The following is a 25,708-nucleotide window of genomic DNA, read 5'->3' on the forward strand; positions in this document are numbered from 1 at the left end:
GCCAGCTTCTCACTTCACCAACGGCCGAATGGTGGTGAAGCCGCCGTCCACCGCGATGCACTGGCCGGTGATGCGGCTGGCTGCGTCCGACAGCAGCCAGGCCATGACCTGCGCGATCTGATCGGCCGTCTGCACCCCGCCCAGCGGATACTGCTTGCCCGCGCCCTCGCGCATCGCCGGCATCTTGAGCATGCCCGCCGTCAGCGGCGTGTCGGTCATGCCCGGCGCGACGGCGTTGACCCGCAGGCCAAGCGGCGCATAGGTCGCCGCCGCGCTGCGCACCAGGCCCTCGATGCCGGCCTTGGCCGCGGCAATGCTCTCGTGGTTGGCCACGCCGATCTGCGCCACCACCGAACTCACCATGACCGCCGCGCCCGGCTGTTGCGCCGCGCGCCGCGACTCGACCCACGCCGCGAGCATGCACAAGGCGCTGTCGAGATTCACCCGCAGCACCTCGCGCCACTGCTGCGGGGTGGTGCGATGCAGGGGAGCGATCAGGGTGTTGCCTACGCAATGGGCCAGGTGCGAAGGCGCGTCGCCCAGGCTTTCGGCACACTCGCTGACGGCCCGCGCAGCGCCTTCGGGCGTGGTCACGTCGGCGCTGATGCGCAGCGCGCAGGGGACGTCCTGCATGGATGCGGCATCGCGCCCGACCGCCGCCACGCGCCAGCCTTCGTTGTGGAGCTGGGCGCTCAGCGCGCGGCCGATGCCGCCGCGCGCGCCGGTGATGAGAACGATGGGCTGTGTACTCATGAAACATCTCCTTCGGTTTGGGGGCTCGGGTGCAGCACGCGAACCCGAGACCAGTAGGCGGAAAACGATCGGCAAAACCCGGCCGGCTCGTCGAAGGCGGGGGGTGGCGCAGCCAACCCGACTTCGTTCCAGGCAACGGGAAGATGGCCATTGCGCCAGCCTCGCACCGAACGAGCAGTGCGCATTGCATGCACTAGCGCCTGGGTCGATCCGATCCAGCGCAACGGGGTGAGCGCCTGCATCCGGCTCACGACAAAACGCCAGCGCGCCTGCGCCCACGGCCACGAGGCGTGGGCATCGACATCGCACACCGCGACCGGCAACGCACCAGCGGGCACCTCGCCGAGAGACCAGGGGTGGACGAGCCAGACGTCGCGGCCCGCGACCGCGGCGGCATCGGGCACCGAAAACACTTGGGCTGGAGGATGCGATGACCGCACCGGCTCGACCACCCCTGCATGCTCGCCCGGCTCCGGCCCCCATGCCTGCGGCTGCCGCGCGCGCTGATCGAGCAGCTCGTAGGGCACATCGACGCTCGTGCCCTTGCAACCCCAGGCCGCAGGCGCGAACTGCGCGACATTGTCGGCGTTGAACAGATAGGGCTTGTGGCTGGCCGTGCCCGCCACCCATTGCCACGACAGATGGTTGCTCGCCAGATCGCCATCGAGCAGGTGACCCAGCATCCAGTCCGCGCCGGCCCGCCAGTGAACCTTGCGCAGATGCACCGTGTACGACGCCAGCCAGAGCCGGGCGTGGTTGTGCAGATAGCCGTCGCGGTACAACGCGCGCACGGCCAGGTCGATGGCCGCCACCCCGGTGCGCGCCTCGCGCAGATCGGCAGGCAGCTCGCGCGAGTAGGCCTCGTCCGGCAACGGGCCGGGATGGCGCGATTGCAGGATGCGCTCGCCCTCATGCCGCCAGACATGCTGGAAGTAGGCACGCCAGCCAAGTTCCTGCAACAGTTTGTGCTGCGGGGGCAGTTGATGACGGTCGCGCAGGTGGCGCACCACCGCCGCCAGATCGAGAAAGCCGTGTGTGAGATAGGGCGACAGGCGCGTGACCCGGCCTTCGAGGTGATTGCGGGTGCGCGCATAGTCTGCGGGCGACACCGCATGCAGCCGGGCCTGGGCCGCCTCCAGGGTGGGCTCGAACGCTGCGGCAGGGGCGACGGCCAAGTTCACTGCATATCCCGTATGGCCTGAGCCTGCGCCACGATGCGCGCCCGTTCCTCGGTGGACACGCGCGCAAGATTGCGCACCTGCATGACGGTGCGGGGGTTGGCCGCCAGCGCCGATTCGTGGCGCAGCAGAAAGTCCCAGTACAGCGTGGTGTAGGGGCAGGCGCGCTCACCCACGCGCTGCGCCGGATCGAATCGGCACGCCGCGCACAGACTGCCGCCGCTCATACGCTGGATGTACTTGCCGCTGGCGATGTACGGCTTGCTCGCCATCAGGCCGCCGTCGGCTGCCTGACTCATGCCCAGGGTGTTGGGCAGCTCGACCCATTCGACGGCATCGACATACACCGCCAGAAACCACTGATGCACCTGCTGCGGCTGCACCCCGAGCAACAGGGCATAGAGACCGATGACCATCAGCCGCTGAATATGGTGAGCGTAGCCGTAGCGCAGGGTCTGGCCGAGCGCGTCGCGCAGACAGACCATGTCGGTCTGGCCGGTCCAGAACCAGGCGGACAGGTTCGCCGTGGCCTGCAGTGCATTGCGCTCGGCGTAGCCCGGCATCTGCGTCCAGTAAATGCCGCGCACATACTCGCGCCAGCCGAGGATCTGCCGGATGAAGCCCTCCGCGCTGGCCAGCGGCACCCTGCCTTCGCGCCACGCGGCCTGCGCCGCCTGCACCACCTCGCGGGGGTTGAGCAGCTTGAGATTGAGTGCGCTGGAAAGATGCGCATGCCAAAGCCAGGGCTGGCCGGGCCAGAGCGCGTCCTGCCAGCGGCCGAAGTCGGGCAGGCGCTGCTGAATGAAGCGATCGAGCGCCTGCAAGGCCTGGCTTCGGGTGACCGGCCAGGAAAAATCGTCCAGCTCGCCGGGGTGTCGGGCAAAGCGCTCGGCCACCAGGGCGATGACCTCGCGGGTCGTGGCATCGGGCGCGAAGCGCAGCGTTTCGGGCACATCGCTAGGCCCGGTCTTGGGAAAGGCCTCGCGGTTTTCGGCATCGAAGTTCCACTGTCCGCCTGCGGGCTGGTCGCCTTCCATCAGCACATCGTGGCGCTGGCGCATGACGCGGTAGAAATACTCCATGCGCAACTGCTTGCGTCCTCGGGCATGGGCGGTGAAATCGCGCACCGTGGCATAGAAATGCCGGTCTTCGCGCAAATCCAGCGGCACGCCGTGAGCCGCCACCGTGGATCGGATGGCCTGCAGCACCCGCCAGTCGCCGGGCGCGGTCATCACCACGCGCTGGGGCTTGAGCCGTTGCAAGGCCAGGTCCAGTTCAGCCGCCAGCGTGCCCGCGTTGTCGGGGTGGTCGAGCGCGGTGTAGTGAACCACCAGCCCACGGTCGCGCAAGGTCTGGGCAAAGTGCCGCATCGCCGCCAGAAACAGCGCAATGCGTGGCTTGGACGACCAGACGTGGGTAGATTCCTCGGCGACCTCGGCCATCCACACGGCATCGACGCCGACATCGACATCGTCGAAGACCCCGGCCTGCGCATCGAGCTGGTCTCCGAGCACCACGATCAGGTTTCTGATGGGCGGGCCGTCAGACTTCGGGCTTCGATCCGTCATGGTCTCTCTTGCCCCTTTTGTGTTTGCGGCAAGCCTCGGAGCAATAAAGCACCGACTCCCAGTTCTTCGCCCAGGCGCGCCGCCAGCTCATCGGGCGGCCGCATGCCGCGCAAGGCTTGCTCGGCAGCTGGCTCTTGTTGCCCTTGTGACCGGATCGCGTCGCGCTCATTCGAACAGCTCCTGCTGCTGCGGTGCCTCGCCGTGATCGCTCTGCGCGCGCCGCGAGGTGGAGGTTTTCCTCGGTCTGCCGCTGGGCGGCAGGCCGCTTTTGCGCGAGCCGTGGCGCTGCTGCACGGCGTCAGCCTCGGCGCGTGCCTGCGTGCTTTGGCGAATGGCATACACCCGGTCTTTCGCCCGCCTGACGGCGCTGCGCTCATCGACGATGGGCGAGGGATAGGCCGGCGTGCCCCACTCGGGCACCCAGCGGCGGACGAACTCGCCTTGCGGGTCGTGGTCGGCCTGCTGCTTGCTCGGCGAGTACACGCGCAGGGTGTTGATGCCGGTGGTGCCCGATTGCATCTGCATCTGGCTCCAGTGGATGCCTGGCTCGAAATCGAGAAACTGCCGCGCCAGATGCAGCCCGGTCTCGCGCCAGTGCAGCCAGAGGTGATAGGCGGCAAAGCTCACCAGCATCGCGCGCATGCGGAAGTTGATCCATCCGGTGGCGTTGAGGCAGCGCATGCAGGCGTCCACCATGGGAAAGCCCGTACGTCCCTCGCGCCAGGCCTCGAAACGCTCGCGGTCGAACTCGGTCTCGCGCAGGCCGTCGTAGGCACGCGCAAAGTTGTGGAACTCGATCTCGGGCTGGTCTTCGAGCTTCTGCATGAAATGGCAATGCCAGCGCAGACGCCCGGCAAAACCGCGCAGGTGATAGGCCATGCTGCGCTCGGCCGCATCGGGGCTGGCCAGGCAGGCGCGAATGCGGCCTTCGGTGGCCTGGTGCACCTGCCGCATCGACAGCGTGCCGAAGGCCAGATGCGCACTCAGCCGCGAGCAGCCTTGCTCCGCGCTCAGCGGGCTGGACAGATCGCGGCGATAGTGGGCGCCGCGGTGGGTCAAAAAACTGTGCAGGGCGTCGAGGGCCGCAGCGCTGGAGGCTGGCGGCGTGGGCCGCGCCCGCGGCAGCTCGAGCTCGGCGTGAGTGGGAAAGACACCGGCATTGAGCGCGGTCGGCGCGGGCCGCAGGCCTAGCGGGCACGGCAGAACCGGCGCGTCCATGCGGGCCTGCCACGCCGCGGCCCAGCCCTCACGACGCCGCAGGCGACGCACCACGCCGTTTTGCGGCCACTCCTGCCATGACACGCCGCTGGCGCGGCACCACGCGGCCACGCGCTTGTCGCGCGCATACGACCAGCCGGGGCCGGTTTCCTCGTGACTGAACAGGTGGGTGAACGGCGCAGCGCGATGAATCTCGGCCAGCACCTGCGGCATGTCCCCGACACGAACCAGCAGCGTGAGGCCGAGCGCGGCGAGGTCTTGGCGCAGCGCGGCAACCGCATCCGCGGCGAACTGCACATGCTGCGGATCGCATTCCGTACTGCGCAGCCACTCGGGCTCGACCACATAGAGCGCCATCGCCGCATCGCAACGCGCGGCCGCATCCAGAGCGGCATGGTCATGCACGCGCAAGTCACGTTTGAACCAGACGAGGGCCAGGCTGGACATGGGAAAATGATGCCATGCCGCCTTGATCCTTTGCAGCCAGGGGGCATAGACCCTCAGAGCACGGCTGCCATCACCCCGCGCAGGCTGTTGACCACCGCCAGGCGTTCGGCGTGGTGCAGGGCCGAGGCGGGCAGCACCGCCTCGCGCAGGCCGCCGTGGTCGATCAGCCACTGCCGCCCGACGCCGGGCAGCAGACCGCTGGACAGCGCTGGAGTCGTCCAAACCCCATCCAGGCGCAGCAGCAGCGAACTGCGCGCGCCTTCGCACAGTTCGCCGCGCTCGTTGCAGAACACCTGATCGAACGCGCCCTGCGCCTGCGCGGCCTGCCAGGCGGCGTCGTAGCGGGCGCGATGCGTGGTCTTGTGCCGCAGGAACGGATCGGTGGAATCGAGCACACCCGCCGCCAGCAGCAGCCGCACCGGCTGCGGTGGCGGGCTCGGCATGGGCTGCACGTCGAGGTCGAAAGCACCCGACTTGCGCAGCACCAGCCGGGTGCGCCACCCTGCCGGGGCGAGCGCGGCGCAGGCCGGCTCCCAGCGGTCGTTCGCGGCGGGCTGCGGCTGCGGCACGGCGTCGGCCAGGTCGGCATGCGCCTGCACCAGGGCCCGCCGCAGCGCCGACAGGTCGCAGGCAAAACCGAAGAACGCCGCCGAAGCGGCCAGCCGGGCGAGGTGCCGCTCGATGCGCTTGCTCTGCGCGGGCCAGATCGCGGCGAAGGTCTCGATCAGGCCGAAGCCGGGATCGAACGCGGTGACGAAGCGCAGCTTGTCCCAGCATTCCTGCCATTCGGCCGCGGGGTCGGAGTCGATGACCACGCCGCTACCCACGCCCAACCGGAAGGCGCGCGTGCCTGCAGTCTCGCCCGCAGTCTGCACCTCGGCATCGACCTCCAGGGTGCGGATGGGCACGCTGAACACCGCCAGCGGACCTTGTTGCGCGGTGCGCGGGTCGATGAATCCCAGCGCCCCGGTATAGAGCCCGCGCGGCGCGGCTTCGAGCGTGCGGATGATCTCCATGCTCTTGCGCTTGGGCGCGCCGGTGACCGAGCCGCAGGGAAACAGCGCGGCGAAAATCTCCGCCCAACGACGGGGACCTTCCCGCTCGTCGAGCACGGCCTGCAGGCTCGACGTCATCTGCCACACGGTGGGATAAGGCTCGACGGTGAAGCGCTCGGGCACCTGCACACTACCGGGCACGGCCAAGCGCCCGAGGTCGTTGCGCAGCAGGTCGAGGATCATCAGATTCTCGGCGCGGTTCTTCGGATCGGCGGCCAGCACCAGCGCGGCCTGGGCATCGGCTTGCGCATCGGCCAGGCGCGGCGCCGTGCCCTTCATCGGCCGCGCCCGCAGGGCCGCGCCGTCGCGCGCGAAAAACAGCTCGGGCGAAAAGCTCAGCACCCAACGCGCGCCCAGCTTGGCCAGACAGGAATAACGCGTGGGCTGCGCCTGCCGCAGCGCGGCATAGAGTGCCAGCGGATGACCGAACACCTGTCCGTGCAGAGGCCAGGTGAAGTTGATCTGATAACTGTCGCCCGCACGCAGATGCTCTGCGATGCGCAGCAGCTCCGCTGTGTACCGCTTGGGCGTGATGCCGGGCCGTAAGCCAGCCACGCCGCAGGGCTGTTCAGCCTGAGCTGCCGGCAAGGTAGCGATCTGCGTCTGCAGCCATTGCTGCGTCTGCTGCGCGCTCAGCAGCGAAGCCCGCGCGAAGGTCAGCACCTCCACCAGCGGCGTAGCCTCTGGCGCGCTCGCATGCACGGGCAGCCCGGCCAGCGCCTGCGCCGCTTCAAAGGCCACGAACACCGCCGCGTGCAGGCCTTCCGCCGCGGCGGCATCGATCTGGGCAAACACCGGCAACACGTCCTGCTGCGACAGCGCGCGCCACTGCGCCTGCGGCGCCCACAGCAGCCGGCTCGACGGCTGCGCCGTGCTGGCCTGGGCATCATCGAACAACACGAAATCCTGCATCAGAACACCTTGTTCGCCCGGGAAAACCCCTGTGCATCCATCCCCACAACTGCGACTTTTTGTCGCGCAGGTGTGTGCCGTGCCTGCCCTAGATTCCCACGTTTCGTCGTTCTGTCACATTCTGTCACCATGTCCTCCACCATCCCCGCAACGCTTGCCCCCACCGCCGTCGCCCTGGCCCTGGCCGCCCTGTTCGGCGCCAGCGCCGCCCACGCCGCAGACGGCGCCAACATCCTGCCCGAGGTCACGGTCAGCGCGTCCGGTCTGCAGGGCTTCGGCAGCAGCGATGTCACTCTGCAGCCCAGCGCCGCGCAGCGCGCCAGCACCGCAGACAGCGCCAGTCTGCTGAACCAGGTCGCCGGCGCCGCCGTGGTGCGCAACGGGCCGCTGACCGGCATTGCCGAACTGCGCGGCCTGATGGGCGACAACGTCAACGTGCAGGTCAACGGCATGACCATCACGCCGGCCTGCCCCAACCACATGGACCCGCCGCTGCACTACATCACCCCGCAGACCTTGGGCACGCTCACGGTGTATCCGGGCATCGCGCCGGTCAGCGTGGGGGGCGATCATATCGGCGGCGCCATCGTCGCCGAGGCCGCGCCGCCGCAGTTCGGCGCGGGCAGCGGCCTGACCCTGCACGGCCGCATCAACGCCGCAGCCGACAGCTCCAACGACGGCAGCAGCCTGCTGCTGGGCGCCACCGCCGCCAACGACCGCATGAGCCTGGGCTACACCGGCCAGTGGCTCAACGCCGGCAATCTGCGCTGGCCCGGCGGCACCGTGGCCGACACCGGCTACCACGCGCTCAACCACGACCTCACCTTCGGCCTGAAGCTGCCGGGCGACGGCCTGTTGCAGCTCGACGCCAGCCAGCACCACACCCGCAATGCCGGCACCCCGGCGCTGCCCATGGACATGATCGACGACAAGGCCGAGAGTTACAGCGCCCGCTACACCGGCAAGCTCGGCGCGGGCATCCTGGCGGTGAAGGCCTATCACCACAACATCGACCACCTGATGGACAACTACAGCATGCGCAAGGTCATGCCCGGCGGCATGGCGATGCAGGCCCCGGCCACCAGCACCGACAAAGGTGCCGCCATCGACTACACCCTGCCCGATGGCGCCAACACCTGGAGGGGCGGTCTGAGCTGGCATGGCAACGACTTCCAGGCCTACTCGCTCGCCGCAAGCGGCCTGCCCGCCAGCAAGCGCGACAACATCACGCCCTCGACCCGCCGTCACCTCGGCGCCTACGGCGAATGGGAGCGCGCTTGGACGCCGCAGTGGAACACCCTGTTCGGCCTGCGCGCAGACCAGATCAAGACCGACGCCGCCCCCGTCACCGCCCTGGGCATGGCGCCCAACGCCATGAGCCTGGCCGATCAGGCCAAGTTCAACGCCGCCAACCGCGCCTTCACCGACAACAATTGGGACGTGGTGCTGCAAACCCGCTTCAAGGCCGCTGAAAACCTCACCTACACCGCAGGCATCGCCCGCAAGATGCAGTCGCCCAGCCTGCTGCAGCGCTATCTGTGGAGCCCCGCCAACGCCAGCGCCGGCATGGCCGACGGCCGCACCTATCTGGGCAATCTGGCGCTGCGTCCCGAAGTGGCCGACACCATCGACCTCGGCGCCGACTGGCGCGGCGCGGGCTGGCGCATCGCCCCGTCGGCCTACTACAGCCGTGTGCACGACTACATCCAGGGCACACCCATTGCCCGCAAGGACGCCGCCGGTCTGCCCGTGCTGCAATACAACAATGTGCAGGCCGAGCTGTACGGCCTCGACATGAACTGGGCCTACGCGCTGGGTCTGCCGCGCGGTGTCAGCCTCGACGGCGTGGTGAGCTATGTGCGCGGCAAGCGCACCGACGTGGCCGACAACCTCTACCGCATCGCTCCGCTGCGCGCCACCACCAATCTGCGCTACGCCAGCGGGCCGTGGAGCGCCAATCTGCAATGGGTGCTGGCGGCAAGGCAGAACGAGGTTTCGGCCTACAACGGCGAAAAGCCCACCGGCGGCTATGGCGTGGTCAACCTGCACGGCACCTGGCAGGCCAGCTCCGCGCTGCAAGTCACCGCCGGGCTGAACAACCTGTTCGACAAGAACTACGCCGACGCGCTCAGCGGTGTCAACCGCGTTTCCGGCGGCGATCTGCCGGTGGGCGCGCGCATCCCCGGCGCCGGGCGCTCGGTCTTCGTCGGGCTGAACTACGCGTTGTAAAAGCGGAAAAGCCCATGGCCGACGCCATGGGCGCGAAGCCCCCGCGCTTGAGCCCACAGCCGCGGGGATTTGTGCCGCCCGACAGGCTCCTAGTCCGAGTCTCCCGGGTTGATAGCATTGCCTCTTTGACCGTCTGCGCCAAAGCTTGCGACCGACGGCACAGAACAAGAGGCAACGCGAACCATGCACAGTACCCGTCGAGATTTTCTTTCCACTCTGGCTGCAGGCATGCTGCTGGGCGCAAGCCCAGTGAAGGCGCGGGAGATTCCCACCGTCAAGCTGGCTTTCATCGACCCGCTCACCGGCCCCTTCGCCGCCGTGGGACAAAATCAGTTGCAGAGCTGGCAGTTCGTCGCCGACCGGGTCAACCGCGCCAACACGGCCGGCGTGCGCTTCGAGATCGTGCCCTTCGACAACAAGGGCGCTGTGCAAGACACCGTCAACGCCCTGCAGGCCGCGGTGGACCAGGGCATACGCTATGTGCTCCAGGGCGATGGTTCGGGCGCGGCGTTGGCCTTGTCGAAGGCCGTGAGCCGCCACAACAGCCGCCATCCGGGCAAGGAAGTGCTCTACCTCAACTACGCGGCGGTCGATCCGGCGCTCACGGGCAGCGACTGCAGCTTCTGGCATTTCGCGCTGCAGCCCAGCGTGCCGATGACCATGCAGGCGATGACCGACGACATCCGCAACCGGCCGGAGATCAAGCGGGTCTATCTCATCGAACAGGACTATTCCTTCGGCCATCAGGTGGCGAAGTACGCGCGCGAAATGCTCGCGCTCAAGCGCCCGGACATCCAGATCGTCGGCGAAGATTTCGTGCCCCTGGGCCAGGTCAAGGACTTTTCGCCCTACATCGCCAAGGTGCAGGCGTCCAAGGCCGACTGCGTCATCACCGCCAACTGGGGGCCAGACCTCACCCTACTCATCAAGGCCGCGCAGCAAGGCGGACTCAAGGCCGATCTCTACACCTTCTACGCCAGCAGCCTGGGCGCTCCCAGCGAAATCGGCCCGCACGATGCCGGGCGCGTGAAGCTGGTCTATTACAGCGAACCCAACCTGCCCGGCGTGCTGCAAAGCCTGCAAAAGGGCTTTAGCGACAAGTACAAGCAAGACTTCTCGGTGCCCGTGACCTACACCGGCCTGGCCCTGCTCACCGCCGCGATGACCAAGGCGCACAGCACCGAACCGCTGAAAGTCGCGCAAGCGATGGAAGGCCTCAAGTTCCACACTTTCAACGGCGAAGTCACCATGCGCGCGGCCGACCACCAACTGCTCCAGCCCATTTACGTCAGCGTCTGGCAGCCGGTCTCGAGCGCCAACCCCTACAACGTGGAGCAAACCGGCTACACCTTCGCGCTGGAGCACACCTACCCGCCGGGCAAGACCACGCTGCCCGCGCAATGCACCATGCAGCGGCCGCTGACCACGGAGGTCTATCCGGTCAAACAGCCCAAGCTGTCGGCCAGTGCCGTAAGCACGAGCGGCGCCGCACCCGCTTCGCGCTGAGGCTTCGGGAGCCCCGGTTCCCGCATGGACGCGCTCGCCCTCTCCGCGCTCAACGGTCTGAGTTACAGCCTGCTGCTGTTCTTGCTGGCTTCGGGCCTGACGCTGATTTTTTCGCTGCTCGGCGTGCTCAACTTCGCCCACGGCAGCTTTTACATGCTGGGCGCCTATCTGGCATGGCAAAGCAGCCAGTGGTTCGGCTTCTGGGGCGGCTTGGTCATCGCCCCCCTGGGCCTGGCGCTGCTGGGCACGGCTTTCGAGGTCGGGGTGCTGCGGCCCCTGCGGGCCCGCGGTCATCTGCCTGAACTGCTCGCCACCTTCGCCCTCGGCATCGTGCAGGTGGAAGTGGTGCGCCTGCTGTGGGGCAATGGCTCGGTGCCCTATGCCATTCCCCATGCGCTGCAGGGCAGCCTGCTGACGCTGGGCGGCGTGGACTTTCCGGTCTATCGTGGATTTGTCATGGCCATGGCGCTGGCCGCGCTGGCGGTAGCCTGGCTGCTGCTGTGGCGCACGCGCGCCGGCTTGATCGTGCAGGCCGCGCTGACTCACGCCCCCATGGTGCAGGCCTTGGGTCACGACGTGCGGGCGGTGCAGACCGGGGTTTTCGCCGCGGGCGCGGCGCTGGCCGGTCTGGCCGGCGCGGTGGGCGGGCCACTGCTCATCACCGAACCCGACATGGCCGCGCAGATGGGCGCGCTGCTGTTCGCGGTCATCATCATCGGTGGATTGGGCTCGCTGCGCGGCGCCATGCTGGGCGCCTTGCTGGTGGGCGAGGTGCAGACGCTCGCGGTGGCGGTCAACGGCTCCATCGCCGACGTCCTGGCTCGCCTCGGCTGGCAGACGCCCGCCGCATGGCCCGCGCGCGATGGCCTGCTGGCCAGCCTGCTGCATCTCGATCTTGCGCGCGCGGCTCCCTTGCTGCCCTATCTGCTGCTGGTCGTCGTGATGGTGCTGCGCCCGCAGGGACTGACCCGCCGATTCGCTTTGAGAGAGCCTTCGTGAGTACGATCAGGCGGCGTCGGACGCTCACCGCATCGGCGCTGTTCGCGGCGACGGTCGCCTTGCCGCTGGCGCTGCCGCTCAGTGGCGCTACCTTTTCCCTGCTGTCGCAACTGACCGTGGCCTGGCTGATGCTGCTGTCGGTCGGTCTGCTGGCCTCGCGCGCGGGGCTGCTCAGCTTCGGGCAGGCGATGTATGCGGGTCTGGCGGCCTATGCCGCGGCGCATGCGATGAACGCCATCGCCGCAGCGGGCTGGCCGCTGCCCTTCGCGCTCGTGCCGCTGTACGGCGGGCTGTTCGCCGCGGGCGTCGCGCTGGTGGCTGGGCCCATCAGCGTGCGCCACGGTGGACTAAGCTTTGCCATGATCACCTTAGGGCTGGGTGTGCTCGTGGCGCTGGCCGCACCGATGCTGCAAGGCTTTTTCGGCGGCGAAGGCGGCATCTCGACCGACCGCACCGCGGGGCCGGTCTGGCTGGGGCTGAATCTGCTGTCACAGCGTCAGGTCTATGGCGTGAGCGCCGCGTATGTGCTGCTCGGCGCGGGCCTGTTGCGCTGGCTGGACGGCACGCGGCTCGATCTGCTCGCCCGCGCGGTACGCGACAACCCGCTGCGCGTGGCCACGGGCGGAGCCGCACCCCGGCGCGTGCGCTCGTATTTCGTCGTGGTGAGCGCCTTTCTCGCCGGTTTGTCCGGTGCGCTGCAAGCCCTGCACTTCGAGCAGGTCAGCGCCGGATCGCTGGGCCTGGCGCCATCGAGCATGGCCCTGCTCTTCAGCCTGGCTGCGGGCAGCGGCACCGCATGGGGCGCGCTGCTCGGCTCGGGGCTGATGGTCGGCAGCGAAGTCCTGCTCGCCTCGATCTCCCAGGCCTGGATGTTGTATGTCGGCCTGGGCTTTCTGCTCATCGTGATGTGGGCGCCGCAGGGTCTGGCCATGGTGCTGGGCGATCTGACGCAGCGTCTGCGCGCGCGGCGCGACCCCGATGCTCTGTGGGGTCTGGCCGCGCTGCTGCTTTGCGGCGCAGTGACGCTCATCGGCGCCAGCAGCCTGATCGAACTGCTCTACGCGGTGCGGCAACAACTGCTGGCGCATGGCACGCTGCGGCTCTGGGGGGTGACGGTGCGCGCCTACAGCGCCGAGGTATGGGTCGGCGCGGCCTGGCTGGGCGTTGTGGGCGCGGGGCTAGGCGCCCTGGTGTGGCGCCAACTGGCGACGCGGCTGCATGCCGGGGAAGGGCCGACATGAACGCAGCCACGACGCCTGCCGTGCTCGAAGTGCGCGGCGCGAGCTGTGTGCTCGGGGGCCAGACCATTCTTTCGAACGTGAACCTGCGCATCGGGACGGGCGAGCGGGTGGCGCTCATCGGGCCCAACGGCGCGGGCAAGTCCACGCTGTTCCAGGCGATCAGCGGGCTGGTAGCGCTGAGTGCGGGCAACATCTGGCTCACCGGACGGCGCATCGACCGGCTGCCGCCCAGCCGCATCGCGCTTGCCGGCGTGGGGCGCAGCTTCCAGTCGCCGCAGGTCTTCGCCTCGCTGAGCGTGGCTGACCATCTGCGCGCCGCCCTCATCGCCCGCCAGCGGCCGCGCCAATGGTGGCGGCAACGAGCAGCCGACGCCGCGACGGAGCGCAAAGTCCAGCATGGGCTGAGCCTGCTGGGTTTGCAGACCTGCGCAGACCTCACGCCGCAGCAGATCGACTACCCCCGACTGCGCGCGCTCGAACTCGGCCTCGCCCTGCTGGGTCAGGCACCGCTGCTGCTGCTCGACGAGCCCACCGCGGGCATGAGCCGCGCTCAGGCGGCAGCCATGTTCGATCTGATCGCCCGCGTCGCTACCGACCGCACCCTGCTGCTGATCGAGCACGACCCCGACAGGCTGTTGCGCCTGGCCAGCCGGGTGATCGTGCTGCATCAGGGCCAGGTGCTGGCCGACGGCACTCCCGAGCAAATCCGTCAGGATGCCCGGGTGCAGGCGGTCTATCTGGGCGCGGCGACATGACGGCCATGCTCACGCCCGAACCCATGCTCCAGGTCGAGGCGCTGCACGTCGGCTATGGGCGGGTGCAGGTGTTGCGCGGGGTGCATCTGCACCTGCGCGCCGGGGAATTGCTGCTGCTGCTCGGACGCAACGGCAGCGGGCGCAGCACCCTGCTCAAGGCGCTGATGGGTCTGGTTCCCGCCACCGGATCGGCCCGTCTGGCCGGGCGCGAACTCCTCCCCCTGCCCGCCCACCATCGCGCCCGACTGGGGCTGGGCTATGTGCCCGAGCAGCGCGAGATCTTCCCCCGCCTGAGCATGCGGCAAAACCTTCTGCTGGGCGCCAAGCCCGGCCCCAGCGGCGCGGCGAGCTGGAACGAGGCGAGCGTGCTGCGCCTCTTTCCGGCCTTGTCGCCCCGCCTGGATGTGTCGGCGCAGGCGCTTTCGGGCGGCGAACAGCAGATGCTCGCCATCGCCCGGACGTTGATGGGCAACCCCACGGTGCTGCTGCTCGACGAGCCGACCGAAGGCCTGGCGCCGCAGCGCGTGGCCGAGACGGCCGCTCTCGTCGATCAGCTGCGGTCGCAGGGACTCGGCCTGCTCATGGCCGAGCCCAAGCCCTGGGCCTGGTCGCTGGCCGATCGCGTGATGGTGCTGGGCGATGGACAGGTGCAGTTCGACGGAGCGCCGCATGAACTGCCGCAGGACGTTTCAGCCGCCTGGCTTTGAGCGCGCCTTGTGACGCGCCGCCGCTGCGCGCAGACGGCGCGCGGTCATCGGATCGACCTGCAGCGGGCCGCACAGGTCGATGCGATCGCCGTCGCGCAACACCTGTTGCGGGCCGACACGGCGACCGTCGATGCCCGCGGCAAATTCGGGCCGGCTCAATTCGGGATGCGCGGCCAGCATGCCGCTGACTTCGATCGCCTGCGCCACCGTGGCGCCTGCGGGCAAGGTGATCTGGCGCAGGTCCGCCTCGCCCGTCTCGGGCGCGTAGAACACGGCAATACGCAACTCCCCGCTGGCTTCAGCGTGGCCCATAAACCTGCTTGGCGCGCTGCACGAAGGCATCGACAAAGCTGCTGGCGATGTGATTGAACACCGGGCCGATGACCTTCTCCACCAGAAAATTGGAGAACTTGTAATCGAGCAAAAACTCGACCTTGCACGCCTTGCCATCGGCCAGCGGGTTGAACACCCAGCGACCGTGCAAGGCGGAGAACGGCCCATCCACCAGCCGCATGCGCACCTCCTCACCGGGCACGTTGGTGTTCTGCGTGGTGAAGCTCTGGCGTATGCCCTTGAAGTCGATGGTCACGCTGGCGCGCACCGAGTCGCCGTCTTGTTCCTGCACCGAAGCGCCGCCGCACCAAGGCAGGAACTCGGGATAAGCTGCCACATCGGTGACCAGGTCGTACATCTCCCGCGGGCTGTACCAGATGAGGACGGATTTGTGAACCTGGGGCATAGACGAGCGCGTGCGGTTGAAGGCTTCTTAGAATCGGTCGATTGTATTGAGCCGGGCAAACCCCATATCCCCAAGCATGAGCATCGCCGAAAACCGCAAGGCCCACTTCAATTACTTTCTCGAAGATCGCTTCGAGGCGGGCATCGTGCTCGAGGGCTGGGAGGTCAAGTCCATCCGCGCCGGTCAGGTGCAGCTCACCGACGGCTATGTCGTCATCCGTGATGGCGAGCTGTTTCTCATCGGCATGAACGTCACCGCGCTGAACAGCGCCTCCACCCACGTGCGGCCCGACGCCTCGCGCACGCGCAAGCTGCTGATGCACAAGGACGAAATCCGCAAGCTCATCGGCAAGGTCGAGCAACGCGGCTACACCCTGGTGCCGATCAACCTGCACTACAAGGGGGGACGGGTGAAGGTGGAGGTGGCACTGGGCAAGGGCAAGAAAGACCACGACAAGCGCGACACCGAGGCCAAACGCGATTGGCAACGCGAAAAGGCGCGCATCATGAAGACGCGGTAGTCGCCGCATGTTTTCAGTGCAGCGCAGCGCGGCAGCGCACCAATGCCGTGCCGTCGCTTGCGATTGCTTGCACCCCACCCCAACAGGTGCTTGCGCAACAGCGTGGTTTGTGATTTGTTTCACACCCCACAGCGATCGAGCCGCTGCTGTGCGCTGGTCTGGAAATTGCGAAATCCCCTTCACAAACTTGATCAGGGGCTTTCATGCACAGCACGCTTTCACACCCAGACAACATCTTGCGCAGCAGGCTATCCCGCAGCGCCATACTGGCCGCTCTTGCCAGCTTCTTCCCAATCGGTGCATTGGCGCAGACCGCGCCAGCGTCGCTGTCGGTACCGCACGTCGTCAATACCTCCACGCTGAATTCCGGTGATACCGCCTGGATGCTGGCCTCCACCGCGCTGGTGCTGATGATGACCATCCCCGGACTGGCGCTGTTCTACGCCGGCATGGTGCGCAAGAAAAACATTCTCGGCATCACCATGCAGGTCTTCGCCACCACGGTGCTGGTCACCCTGCTGTGGTTCATTGCCGGGTACAGCCTGGCATTCATGCCGGGCAGCCCGTATATCGGTGGCCTGTCGCGGCTGTTTCTGGATGGGGTGTTTTTCAGCAAGAGCAGCGGTACGGTGTCGGTCAGTGAACTGGCACCCACCATCCCCGAGTCGGTGTATGTGATGTTCCAGATGACCTTCGCCATCATCACCCCGGCGTTGATCGTGGGGGCGTTTGCCGAGCGCATGAAGTTCTCTGCCATGCTGGTGTTCATGGGACTGTGGTCGCTGCTGGTGTACGCCCCGGTGGCGCATTCTGTCTGGGAGCCGTCGGGCTGGCTGGCGTCGCTGGGCATGCTCGACTTTGCCGGCGGCACGGTGGTGCATGTGAATGCGGGCGCTGCGGGCCTGGCCTGCGCCATCGTGCTGGGCAAGCGCCAGCGCTGGGGGCAGGAGCCGTTCCTGCCCGCCAATCTGACCTACACCATGATTGGCGCGGCGCTGTTGTGGGTGGGCTGGTTCGGTTTCAACGCCGGCTCGGCCTGCGCCGCCGATGGCCGTGCCGGCATGGCCATGCTCGCCACCCAACTGGGCACCGCTGCGGCCGCGTTCAGTTGGATGCTGACCGAATGGACTCTGCGCGGCCGCCCCACTCTACTTGGCATCTGCTCAGGTGCCGTGGCTGGACTGGTGGCCATCACCCCGGCGTCGGGCTTTGTCGATCCCATGGGCGCGGTAGCGGTCGGCCTGATCGCCGGTGTGATTTGCTATTGGGGCGCCACCGGGCTCAAGCGTCTGCTCGGCGCGGACGACGCGCTCGACGTATTCGGCATTCACGGCGTGGGCGGTTTTGCTGGCGCGGTGCTGACCGGTTTATTCGCCGTGCCGTCGTACAGCGGTCAAACCGCCTCGGTGCTGGTGCAGACGCTGGGAGCCTGCGCCACGCTGGTCTACAGCTTCGTCGCCAGTTTCATTGTGCTCAAGCTGATCGATGCCGTCATGGGCCTGCGGGTAGATGCCGAGGCTGAAGAGGCTGGGCTGGATCTGAGCCAGCATGGCGAGCGCATCGAATAAGGAGTGCACGACATGGGAAGTTCCGAAGCCCTGGCACTGGCCGCTCACCTGCACGTGCTGTTGCGCCGCAAAATCGGGCGGGTGACGGACACGGAGTGGATGGCGCAGAACGCCGATTACGCGAAGGAAGTGCTGCGCGTGGCACGCGCCGAGAACGACGCGGACCTCAACCAATGGGCCGACCGTTTCGAGGCGGTGATGTTTCCTGGTGGCATCGACAAGGGCGCAGGAGAAGGTGGCAAGGACAAGGGTGCAAGCGCCAAGCCTGCCGCCCCGGCGTCTTACCTGGGGCGGCTGCGCTGAAAAGCCGTGAGCCAATCACTTGACGTGCCCGAGGCGATCGATGCAAGCTGGAGCGCGCCACGGCGTGCGCGGCAGCCAAAGGCGACCTGATTGCACTTGGCGCAGCCGCAACGAGCCTGCGAGGGCCGCTGGCTCAGGTCTGTGGCACCAGATCCAGCGCAATCATGCGTTGCAGGTTGTGCGCCAGCGCATGCCACAGCATCACGGCACGGGCCTTGACCAGGCCGCGCACGTTGAAGCGCCACAGGTGGCGGCGTCGCAGCAGCGCGCCGAGCCCACGCCGTCCAGCGTCGCGTACAGCCACAGTGTCAGCAGGATCGCCGGGTCAATGGGCGGGCGCCCGGGCCGACCCTCCACAGCACGGATGCCCTCGTGCAACTCGGCCAAGTCCAAGGATTGCACGAACTGCCAGACCGATCGCGCCCGATGGTCCGGCGCAATGAGCGATTCGAGGTCACACGCTCGCTACTCGACCTGATCACGCACCGCGCGCTGCAGTCGTGGCACCACGCTGCGCATCGCCACAGCCTTGCCCCCTTCGCTCACGGCTGGTATGTCGTCGAACAGCGCCACAGTGCCCTTGTCTTCGCTCATGCGTTCCTCGTCCCTAAATCACACCCCGGATTCAACGAACGAGATGGACGACTGGTTCACGGCTGCTGAGAGCTTGTGAACATTTCAGTCCTGTACGCCATGCACGTCAACACAGCCCAGCGATTTTTCAGGCCGCGCCGATGCCCGGCACCAGGCTGCCCCGTGTTGCTGCCGTGGCCTGGGCCGCGGTGAAATCGAGCATGCGCGCAACCGGCAGGCGGGCACGCTGGGCCAGATCCGGAGCGAGTTCGATGGTGTTGTGACCGCTTTCCAGGACCCGAGCCAGACCGGCCAATGTGTTCATCGCCATCCAGGGACAATGCGCGCAGCTCTTGCAGGTCGCGGCATTGCCTGCGGTGGGCGCGGGGATGAAGGTCTTGCCGGGGTTCTGCTGCTTGAGCGCGTGGAACATGCCGGTGTCGGTGGCGACGATGAACTCGGGCGCGTCGAGCTCGCGCGCCGCTTTCAGGATTTGCGAGGTCGATCCCACCACGTCGGCCAGCGCCACGACCTGCGCCGGGCTCTCGGGGTGCACCAAGACCTTGGCGCGAGGATGCTCGGCCTTGAGCATCTCGAGTTCGAGCGCCTTGAATTCGTCGTGCACGATGCACGAGCCCTGCCAAAGCAGCATGTCGGCGCCGGTCTGCTGCTGGATGTAGCCGCCCAGATGACGGTCGGGGGCCCAGAGGATTTTTTCGCCGCGCGCGTGCAGGTGGGCCACGATGTCGAGCGCGCAGCTCGAGGTCACCACCCAGTCGGCGCGCGCCTTCACCGCCGCGCTGGTGTTGGCATAGACCACCACGGTGCGGTCGGGATGGGCGTCGCAGAAGGCGCTGAACTGCGGCGCGGGGCAGCCCAGATCGAGCGAGCAGTTGGCGTCGAGATCGGGCATGAGCACGCGCTTGTCCATCGACAGCATCTTCGCCGTCTCGCCCATGAAGCGCACTCCTGCGACGACCAGGGTGGAAGCCGCATGACGGGCGCCGAACCGCGCCATTTCCAGCGAATCGGCCACCAGCCCGCCGGTGGCCTGCGCCAGATCTTGCAGGTCGGGGTGGGTGTAGTAATGCGCCACCAGCGCGGCGTCGTGCGCGCGCAGCAACTCGGCGCAACGCGCCATGAGGACGTCGCGCTCGGCCGGATCAGGCTCGGCGGGCACACGCGCCCAGGCTTGCGAAGTGCCGGTGACGGGACTCTCAAACGTGACGGCAAAGGTGGCGGACATGCGAGGTTCCTCTTGGGCGAAGCAGGTGGCTCAGATCCGGGTGAAGCGCATCGACAGATCGACGGCCTGCACATCCTTGGTGAGTTTGCCTACCGAGATGCGGTCGATACCGGTTTCTGCAATGGCGCGAACGGTGTCCAGATCGACTCCGCCCGAGACTTCGAGCACAGCACGCCCGGCGTTCAGACGCACGGCCTCGCGCAACTGCTCCAGGCTCATATTGTCCAGCAGGATCATGCTCGCCCCTACCTTGAGGGCTTCATCGAGCTGAGCCAGGGTCTCCACTTCGATCTGGATGAACTGCGCCTGCGCCGCGACCCGCCTGGCCTGCTCCAGTGCAGCAGTCACGCCACCGGCTGCGGCGATGTGGTTTTCCTTGATCAGCACGGCATCGAACAGACCCAGGCGGTGGTTCATGCCGCCGCCCACGCGCACGGCGTACTTCTGCGCCAGACGCAGTCCGGGCAGGGTCTTGCGGGTATCGACGATCTGCGCCCGCGTGCCGCGCACCGCCTCGACATACTCGGCGGTGCGCGTGGCCACGGCGCTGAGCAGTTGCAGAAAGTTGAGCATGGTGCGCTCGGCGGTCAGCAACGCTCGGGCGTTGCCGCGCAATTGCAGAAAGACCTGATCGGCCTCCAAGGCGCCGCCCTCTGGCGTCAGCCACTCCACATGGGCGCCGGGATCTAGCGCGCGCAGACAGGCGTTGGCCCAGGGCGCGCCGCACAGGCGTGCCGCCTCGCGGCTGCGCACGGTGGCCAGAGCGACGGCATCGGGCGAGATGAGCCCGGCCGTGAGATCGCCGCTCCCCACATCCTCCTCCAGAGCGCGCCGCACGTCGCGGGCCGCCAGCGTTTGCACATCCATCATGGTGATCCTCGTCATTCTGTGTCGGCCAGGAAGCGCGGACAGCAAAAAAGTGCAGTTTAGGCGCTTGCGTGAGCCCGCTGCGGCCGCGGCTCCCAGCGCGTCTGTCGCCGCATCGACACAGTGCGCGCATCGGAATGCGGCAAATTGCCGCAGATTTGTGCGGTGCAAAAATCGACTATCCGCAATGAAGTTTCAAAATTTTCAGGGTTTTCCCTAGTTCCAACCGTGAATTCCCTATATTGACAAAGCTATATCAGCATTCGCTAATATTGCGCCACGTCAATTCGAGCAAGCCATGGAAACCACCTTCGCCAGCCCACCGTCCACCACTGCCATTCCGCTGAGCAATCTGCGCAAGTCGCTTGCACGCTCCAAGGAGCCCGCAGCCAGTCGCATGGCGCACAGCGAGGTGGTCAATGCCTGGCGTGGGGCGTCCGATTGTCGCAACTGCGGCGTGCGCCGCATCGCGCTGTTCGGCGCATTGCGCATGGAAGATTTCGATACCTTTCATCAGGTCATCGACGACATGCAGTATGCCGCGGGCCAGCAGTTGTTCAGCGAAGGCCAGCGGGGCGACTGGCTCTACACCATCAAGACCGGCTATGTGAAGCTCGAACGGGTGCTGCCCGATGGCACCCGCCGCATCACCCGAGTCGCCCGCCGCGGCGACCTCATCGGCCTGGAGTGCTTCATTCACGAGCCCTATATGCACCACGCTTCGGCCATCGGCGCGGTGCGGGTGTGCCGCATTCCGGTGGAAGTGATCCGAAAAATGGAAGAGCAGGTGCCCAATCTGCGCCAGGAATTTCTCGAGCGCTGGCACCGCGCGCTGCGAGACACCGACGAATGGGCGCTGCTGCTGGGCTCGGGCGCGATTCCGGCGCGCATGGCGCGCCTGCTGCTCAAGCTGGCCGACCCGGAGCTCAACGACACCATCACATTGCCGAAGCGCAGCGACCTGGGCGCCATGCTCGGCGTGGCGCTGGAGACTGCCAGCCGCGTCATCGCCCAGTTCGAGCGCGACAAGCTGCTCGAACACGTCGGCCCGCGCCTGTTCCGCATCAACCGTCCTGCCCTCGGCCTGATCGCCCAGCCCGAACGTGCAGCCTGAAGCCGATCAGCCGACATCTCTCACACCACGGCCGCCAGACCACGACAGCGCCATCGATCCGTATCCTTGCAGCTTGGGCACATCCTGAGGAGTGATTCCTGGATGTGCCTTATTTTTTGCCCCCCGGCGTCTGCAGCCAGTCGATGATGGGCTGCCATTGCTCCAGATCCCTGGCGGCCTGGCTGGGCGGCAAGTCCCAGAGGGTTAGCCCGTGCGCGGCCATCTGCGGATACAGCGTGGTCTGGCGCAGATTGGTCAGCATCGGCAGGCCGCTTTGTTCCACGAAGGCTTGCAATTGCTCGGCGGCGTGGGTGCGTGGGTCGATGCGTACCCCGACCAAGGCCAGGTCGAAACCGTGCTTCTCGCGCACGTCGCGCAACTTCAGCACGAAATCCTGTGTGGCGTAGATGTCGAAAATCGAGGCCGACAGCGGTACCAGCACTTTGTCGGCCTGTTTCATCACATCGTTCAGCCGCCAGCCGTGCAGCCCGGCCGAGGTGTCGATGACGGCATGCGTCGTGCCCTTGGGGGGCCGCGCGATGTAGTCGTGGCTCATGTCCCAGGTGTCGATGCGGGGCAAGGTCGGCTCGCGCAGCGACAGCCATAGCCGCGCCGATTCCTGCCGATCCGAATCGCCCAGCATCACCGCATGGCCCTGCCTGGCGAAATAACCTGCAATCTGCGTCGACAACGTGGACTTGCCCACCCCGCCCTTGGGATTGGCGACAACGATGACCGGCATGGCGCTCCCTTTCAAGTCTGGTGTTCTGGAAATGATGCCCTAGGAGCCTGTCGGGCTTGGGACGCGGAAGGCGAAAAATGGGCATGTGGATGCCCTGCGGCAGCGGCTTTTTTGCAGCCCGCGATCCCCAATCCCGACAGGCTCCTACAAATTACCAGAACCAGCGGGCGACGCCTTACTCGATGCGGCAGGCCTGCTCGAAACTCAGCCGCGGGCTGCGCGGGAACAGCGCCTTGGGGTCGCCGTAGCCGAGGTTGCAGATGAAATTCACCTTCACGTTGCTGTCCGCGAAGAAGGCGGCGTTCACCGCCGCTGCGTCGAAGCCGCTCATCGGGCCGCAGTCCAGGCCCAGGGCCCGGGCAGCGAGGATGAAGTAGCCCCCTTGCAGGCTGGAGTTGCGCATCGCCGTGGTGGCGATGAAGTCGGGTTTGCCCGCAAACCAGTTGCGCGCATCGGGGTTGTGCGGAAACAGCGTGGGCAGGTGCTCGTAGAAGGCCATGTCCATGCCGATGATGGCGGTCACCGGGGCCTGCTGGGTCTTGGCGCGATTGCCCTCGCTCATGCAGGGCGCAAGCCGCGCCTTGGCCTGTGCCGACTGCACGAACACGATGCGCGCCGGGGAACAGTTGGCCGAGGTCGGCCCCCATTTCATAAGGTCGTAGAGCTGGTGCAGCAGATGCTCGGGCACGGGCTTGTCCAGCCAGGCGTTGTGTGTCCGGGCTTCGTCGAAGAGTTGGCGCAGGGCGTTGGCGTCGATCATGGGCATGGCTGTTTCTCCGTAAGTGGCAATGCTGAAATGGTCGCTGAAATCGCGCATGTAAGCAGATGCAAGACGAAGCTGAGCGTCAACGGCGACAATGCTCCCATCATGTTCAATCCGACCAAAGACGAAGTCCGGCAGTTCTTTCTCTCCGCCTGGCAGCGGCACCGAGGCGGCGGCGTGCTCACGCCGCTGGAAATGATCGCGGCCGACTGGATGGAACTGCACCCCGAATACCACGCCGAGCTGTCCGACCCGCAGAGCGCCGACCGTGATTACAGCGTGGAGCAGGGGCGCACCAACCCGTTCCTGCATCTGTCGATGCACCTGTCGATCGCCGAGCAGGTGTCCATCGACCAGCCGCCGGGCATACGCCAGGCATTCGAGCTGCTGCGCAGCAGGCTGGGCGAGCACGAGGCGCACCACGCCATCATGGAGTGCCTGGGCGAGATGCTGTGGACGGCGCAGCGCAGCGGCCTGCCGCCCGACGGCGCGGCGTATGTGGACTGCGTGCAGAGGCGAGCCACCGCACGTTGAGCAGAGGTCAACCCTCGACCGCTTCGAGCACCAGTTGCACCGAGGTGAGGCCTTGCCAGGTGTTGCTCTCCAGACGGTAGGCGATGCGCGCCTCGTCGGGCAGGAAGTCGGTGCGACCCCAGGCCAGAAGGTCGAACAAGGCGTTGCCCGGCACGCCTTCGGCATCGACCAGCCTCACCTTGGCCTTGAGGTGTCGCTCGCCGATCAGACGCTGCTGCTTCACCTGCACCCTTGCGCTGAATAGGGGCGCGGCGAAGCCCTGCCCCCAGACCTGTGCGCTCAGCAACGTGGCTATTTCGGGCAGCAGCCATTGCGCGGGCAGCGGCCCGTCCACCTCCACGCGGCGCTGCAACTGCGAGGGTTCGAGCCATTCGCCCGCCACCTGTGCGAATGCGGCGCGAAAACGCTCGAAACCGTCGGGCACCAGCGAACACCCCGCCGCCATGGCGTGACCACCGAAACGCAGCAGCAGCCCCGGCTCGCGCTTGGCCACCAGATCGAGTGCGTCGCGCAGATGAAACCCGGCAATCGACCGGCCTGAGCCGCGCAAGGTGCCATCTTCGGCCGGTGCGAACACGAAGGTAGGACGATGCTCGCGGTCTTTGATACGCCCGGCGACGATGCCGATCACGCCTTCGTGCCAGTGCGGCGCGAACAGGCTGATGGCTGCGACGTTGCCGCCCGCCTCCTGCCCCGCGCCATGGTCGAGATCCTCCAGCATGGCCAGCGCCTCGGCCTTGATGCCGTCTTCGATGCCGCGCCGCTCGCGGTTAAAACTGTCGAGCATCTGGGCCAGTTCGAGCGCGCGCGCCGGGTCGTCGGTGGTGAGACATTCGATGCCCACCGTCATGTCGGCCAGCCGCCCCGCGGCGTTGATGCGCGGCCCCAGCGCGAAGCCCAGATCAGCGCTGTTGATGCGCGCCGCCTCGCGCCCGGCGACCTGCAGCAGGGCGGCGATGCCCGGCTGCAGGCGACCTTCGCGGATGCGTTTGAGCCCCTGCGCCACCAGCAGCCGGTTGTTGGCATCGAGCCGCACCACGTCGGCCACGGTGCCCAGCGCCACCAGATCGAGCAGGGCGTCGAGCCGGGGCTGATTCGCCGCATCGAACACGCCGCGGCGACGCAGCTCGGCGCGCAGCGCCAGCAGCACATAGAACATCACTCCGACCCCGGCGATGGACTTGCTCGGAAAGCCGCAGCCCGGCTGGTTCGGGTTGACGATGACCTCGGCCTCAGGCAGTGCGTCGCCAGGCAGGTGATGATCGGTGACGAGCACGCGCATGCCATGCGCGTGGGCATGCGCCACGCCCTCCACACTGGCGATACCGTTGTCCACAGTGACGATCCAGTCGGGTTTTCCGCCTTCGAGCTGCAGCGCCAGTTCCACTACGGCGGGCGACAGGCCGTAGCCCGTGGTGAAGCGGTTGGGCACGAGGTACGAAACCTTCGCGCCCATCGCCCGCAATCCGCGCAGCCCCACGGCGCAGGCCGTGGCGCCGTCGCAGTCGTAGTCGGCGACGATGAGCAGACGCTCACCCCGGGCGATGGCATCGGCCAGCGCCTGCGCCGCCTGTTCCGCGCCTTTGAGCAGGGCGGGCGGCAACAGATGCTCCAAGCCCTGCTCCAGCTCGGCCGCATCCTTCACCCCGCGCGCGGCGAACAGCTGAGCCAGCAGCGGATGCGTGCCGGCCTGCTCTAGCCGGTGCTGGGCGCGGGGATCGGGCTGGCGAAGCAGAAATTGCATGGTGAGGTTGAGGAGTCTGTCGGGCTTGGGGCGCGGATGGCGAAAAATGGGCATGCGGATGCCATGTGGCGTCGGCTTTTTGCCCCATGTCGGGGCTGTCTGAATTTTTGTGTTCGAGGCGCTGGGAGACTTGTCCACGGCGTCGGTCGGCGCTTGCGACGAACCGAACGACGCGGTGGGCAAGTCGGTTTTCATCTTACGCGGTGGTTTGCGTGAATCGGTCGGCGTACAGGATCGCGAATTGGTTCATCGCCACCTTCCAGTCATGCGCGGCACGGCCCCAGTCGGCCGTGATGTTGCGCAGCGCCAGCCAGATCAGCTTCGTGGCCGCGTCGTCGCTGGGAAAGTGCCCGCGGGTCTTGATGATTTTGCGTAGCCGCGAGTTGATGCTCTCGATGGCGTTGGTCGTGTAGATCACTTTGCGCAC

At 67.1% G+C, this 25,708-nt stretch carries 27 protein-coding genes and 1 pseudogene; 11 read left to right on the plus strand and 17 right to left on the minus strand.

The features are described 5' to 3' along the window. Positions 1 to 9: 9 nt before the first annotated feature. From ASC45_RS08730 to ASC45_RS08750, 6 genes are read right to left on the minus strand one after another with little or no spacing between them, the layout of a single operon-like run. A complete protein-coding gene (locus tag ASC45_RS08730) occupies positions 10 to 753 on the minus strand; it encodes an SDR family NAD(P)-dependent oxidoreductase (RefSeq protein WP_055450638.1) in 744 nt (247 codons plus the stop codon). Then, positions 750 to 1,934 (minus strand): FAD-binding domain-containing protein, encoded by a 1,185-nt coding sequence (locus ASC45_RS08735; RefSeq protein WP_055450639.1) that lies wholly within the window; start codon positions 1,932 to 1,934, stop codon positions 750 to 752. The genes ASC45_RS08730 and ASC45_RS08735 overlap by 4 nt, the downstream gene beginning before the upstream one ends. Continuing rightward, positions 1,931 to 3,499, minus strand: a complete 1,569-nt coding sequence (locus ASC45_RS08740; RefSeq protein WP_055450640.1) for a cryptochrome/photolyase family protein — start codon at positions 3,497 to 3,499, stop codon at positions 1,931 to 1,933. Before ASC45_RS08740 ends, ASC45_RS08735 begins: the two co-directional genes overlap by 4 nt. Continuing rightward, entirely contained in the window at positions 3,474 to 3,668 is a 195-nt protein-coding gene (locus ASC45_RS15515) for a DUF2256 domain-containing protein (RefSeq protein ID WP_072243018.1), read from the minus strand. Before ASC45_RS15515 ends, ASC45_RS08740 begins: the two co-directional genes overlap by 26 nt. Further along, positions 3,665 to 5,164: a cryptochrome/deoxyribodipyrimidine photo-lyase family protein gene (locus ASC45_RS08745; protein ID WP_055450641.1), complete on the minus strand. Its 1,500-nt coding sequence runs from the start codon at positions 5,162 to 5,164 to the stop codon at positions 3,665 to 3,667. Before ASC45_RS08745 ends, ASC45_RS15515 begins: the two co-directional genes overlap by 4 nt. A gap of 53 nt (positions 5,165 to 5,217) precedes the next feature. Then, positions 5,218 to 7,131, minus strand: a complete 1,914-nt coding sequence (locus tag ASC45_RS08750) for a chorismate-binding protein (RefSeq protein WP_055450642.1) — start codon at positions 7,129 to 7,131, stop codon at positions 5,218 to 5,220. Between the two features lie 129 nt (positions 7,132 to 7,260). Between ASC45_RS08750 and ASC45_RS08755 the strand changes: the two genes are divergently transcribed. From ASC45_RS08755 to ASC45_RS08780, 6 genes are all read left to right on the plus strand, one after another. Continuing rightward, positions 7,261 to 9,360, plus strand: a complete 2,100-nt coding sequence (locus tag ASC45_RS08755) for a TonB-dependent receptor (protein WP_055450643.1) — start codon at positions 7,261 to 7,263, stop codon at positions 9,358 to 9,360. A gap of 183 nt (positions 9,361 to 9,543) precedes the next feature. Then, positions 9,544 to 10,866 carry a branched-chain amino acid ABC transporter substrate-binding protein gene (locus ASC45_RS08760; RefSeq protein WP_055450644.1) on the plus strand — a complete coding sequence of 441 codons (1,323 nt, stop codon included), beginning with the start codon at positions 9,544 to 9,546 and terminating at the stop codon, positions 10,864 to 10,866. Between the two features lie 24 nt (positions 10,867 to 10,890). Next, complete coding sequence (locus ASC45_RS08765) at positions 10,891 to 11,865, plus strand: branched-chain amino acid ABC transporter permease (RefSeq protein WP_055450645.1); 975 nt, start codon at positions 10,891 to 10,893, stop codon at positions 11,863 to 11,865. Continuing rightward, positions 11,862 to 13,106 (plus strand): branched-chain amino acid ABC transporter permease, encoded by a 1,245-nt coding sequence (locus ASC45_RS08770; RefSeq protein WP_055450646.1) that lies wholly within the window; start codon positions 11,862 to 11,864, stop codon positions 13,104 to 13,106. The genes ASC45_RS08765 and ASC45_RS08770 overlap by 4 nt, the downstream gene beginning before the upstream one ends. Further along, positions 13,103 to 13,861: an ABC transporter ATP-binding protein gene (locus tag ASC45_RS08775; protein ID WP_055450647.1), complete on the plus strand. Its 759-nt coding sequence runs from the start codon at positions 13,103 to 13,105 to the stop codon at positions 13,859 to 13,861. Before ASC45_RS08770 ends, ASC45_RS08775 begins: the two co-directional genes overlap by 4 nt. 5 nt (positions 13,862 to 13,866) lie before the next feature. Next, a complete protein-coding gene (locus tag ASC45_RS08780; RefSeq protein ID WP_245610007.1) occupies positions 13,867 to 14,568 on the plus strand; it encodes an ABC transporter ATP-binding protein in 702 nt (233 codons plus the stop codon). Here the strand turns inward: ASC45_RS08780 and ASC45_RS08785 are convergent. Next, positions 14,551 to 14,880: an RnfH family protein gene (locus tag ASC45_RS08785; RefSeq protein ID WP_055450648.1), complete on the minus strand. Its 330-nt coding sequence runs from the start codon at positions 14,878 to 14,880 to the stop codon at positions 14,551 to 14,553. The two genes, ASC45_RS08780 and ASC45_RS08785, sit on opposite strands and share 18 nt — an antisense overlap. After that, positions 14,867 to 15,307 (minus strand): type II toxin-antitoxin system RatA family toxin, encoded by a 441-nt coding sequence (locus ASC45_RS08790; protein ID WP_055450649.1) that lies wholly within the window; start codon positions 15,305 to 15,307, stop codon positions 14,867 to 14,869. Before ASC45_RS08790 ends, ASC45_RS08785 begins: the two co-directional genes overlap by 14 nt. Positions 15,308 to 15,383: 76 nt before the next feature. On the opposite strand from ASC45_RS08790, the gene smpB reads away from it, so the two are divergent. From smpB to ASC45_RS08805, 3 genes are all read left to right on the plus strand, one after another. Further along, positions 15,384 to 15,827, plus strand: coding sequence for an SsrA-binding protein SmpB (gene smpB / locus ASC45_RS08795; RefSeq protein WP_055450650.1), 444 nt, complete (start codon positions 15,384 to 15,386; stop codon positions 15,825 to 15,827). Between the two features lie 263 nt (positions 15,828 to 16,090). Then, positions 16,091 to 17,395, plus strand: a complete 1,305-nt coding sequence (locus tag ASC45_RS08800) for an ammonium transporter (RefSeq protein WP_281173294.1) — start codon at positions 16,091 to 16,093, stop codon at positions 17,393 to 17,395. Positions 17,396 to 17,407: 12 nt separating this feature from the next. Further along, positions 17,408 to 17,698, plus strand: a complete 291-nt coding sequence (locus ASC45_RS08805; RefSeq protein WP_055450651.1) for a hypothetical protein — start codon at positions 17,408 to 17,410, stop codon at positions 17,696 to 17,698. Positions 17,699 to 17,831: 133 nt separating this feature from the next. Here ASC45_RS08805 and ASC45_RS15865 read toward each other — a convergent pair whose 3' ends face one another. The 5 genes and pseudogenes from ASC45_RS15865 to nadC form a co-directional block, all read right to left on the minus strand. Next, positions 17,832 to 18,002: a hypothetical protein gene (locus tag ASC45_RS15865; protein WP_167344845.1), complete on the minus strand. Its 171-nt coding sequence runs from the start codon at positions 18,000 to 18,002 to the stop codon at positions 17,832 to 17,834. Next, positions 17,963 to 18,163 (minus strand): annotated as a pseudogene (locus tag ASC45_RS15520) (transposase); the annotation flags it as partial. The gene ASC45_RS15865 and the pseudogene ASC45_RS15520, both read right to left, overlap by 40 nt. Further along, entirely contained in the window at positions 18,164 to 18,292 is a 129-nt protein-coding gene (locus ASC45_RS16165; RefSeq protein WP_281173293.1) for a hypothetical protein, read from the minus strand. Between the two features lie 127 nt (positions 18,293 to 18,419). Next, the gene (nadA, locus tag ASC45_RS08810; protein ID WP_055450652.1) at positions 18,420 to 19,517 is read right to left on the minus strand and encodes a quinolinate synthase NadA; all 1,098 of its coding nucleotides are present in this window, start codon (positions 19,515 to 19,517) and stop codon (positions 18,420 to 18,422) included. A 30-nt stretch (positions 19,518 to 19,547) separates the two neighbouring features. Beyond that, complete coding sequence (gene nadC / locus ASC45_RS08815; protein WP_055450653.1) at positions 19,548 to 20,387, minus strand: carboxylating nicotinate-nucleotide diphosphorylase; 840 nt, start codon at positions 20,385 to 20,387, stop codon at positions 19,548 to 19,550. Between the two features lie 295 nt (positions 20,388 to 20,682). On the opposite strand from nadC, the gene ASC45_RS08820 reads away from it, so the two are divergent. Beyond that, entirely contained in the window at positions 20,683 to 21,498 is an 816-nt protein-coding gene (locus tag ASC45_RS08820) for a Crp/Fnr family transcriptional regulator (protein WP_055450654.1), read from the plus strand. A 109-nt stretch (positions 21,499 to 21,607) separates the two neighbouring features. Here ASC45_RS08820 and ASC45_RS08825 read toward each other — a convergent pair whose 3' ends face one another. Together ASC45_RS08825 and ASC45_RS08830 are read right to left on the minus strand one after the other, a co-directional pair. Next, positions 21,608 to 22,240, minus strand: a complete 633-nt coding sequence (locus tag ASC45_RS08825) for a ParA family protein (protein WP_055450655.1) — start codon at positions 22,238 to 22,240, stop codon at positions 21,608 to 21,610. Between the two features lie 175 nt (positions 22,241 to 22,415). Further along, the gene (locus ASC45_RS08830) at positions 22,416 to 23,006 is read right to left on the minus strand and encodes a malonic semialdehyde reductase (RefSeq protein WP_055450683.1); all 591 of its coding nucleotides are present in this window, start codon (positions 23,004 to 23,006) and stop codon (positions 22,416 to 22,418) included. A 102-nt stretch (positions 23,007 to 23,108) separates the two neighbouring features. Here ASC45_RS08830 and ASC45_RS08835 point away from each other — a divergent pair, with 102 nt between their 5' ends. Further along, a complete protein-coding gene (locus ASC45_RS08835; RefSeq protein WP_055450684.1) occupies positions 23,109 to 23,537 on the plus strand; it encodes a DUF1841 family protein in 429 nt (142 codons plus the stop codon). Between the two features lie 7 nt (positions 23,538 to 23,544). Here the strand turns inward: ASC45_RS08835 and recJ are convergent, their stop codons facing one another. Further along, positions 23,545 to 25,281, minus strand: a complete 1,737-nt coding sequence (gene recJ / locus ASC45_RS08840; protein ID WP_055450685.1) for a single-stranded-DNA-specific exonuclease RecJ — start codon at positions 25,279 to 25,281, stop codon at positions 23,545 to 23,547. A gap of 196 nt (positions 25,282 to 25,477) precedes the next feature. After that, positions 25,478 to 25,708, minus strand: a 231-nt coding sequence (locus ASC45_RS08845; RefSeq protein ID WP_141655763.1) for a transposase, incomplete at its 5' end; no start/stop codon positions are given.

This window comes from Thiomonas bhubaneswarensis, from assembly GCF_001418255.1.
GTDB lineage: Bacteria > Pseudomonadota > Gammaproteobacteria > Burkholderiales > Burkholderiaceae_C > Thiomonas > Thiomonas bhubaneswarensis.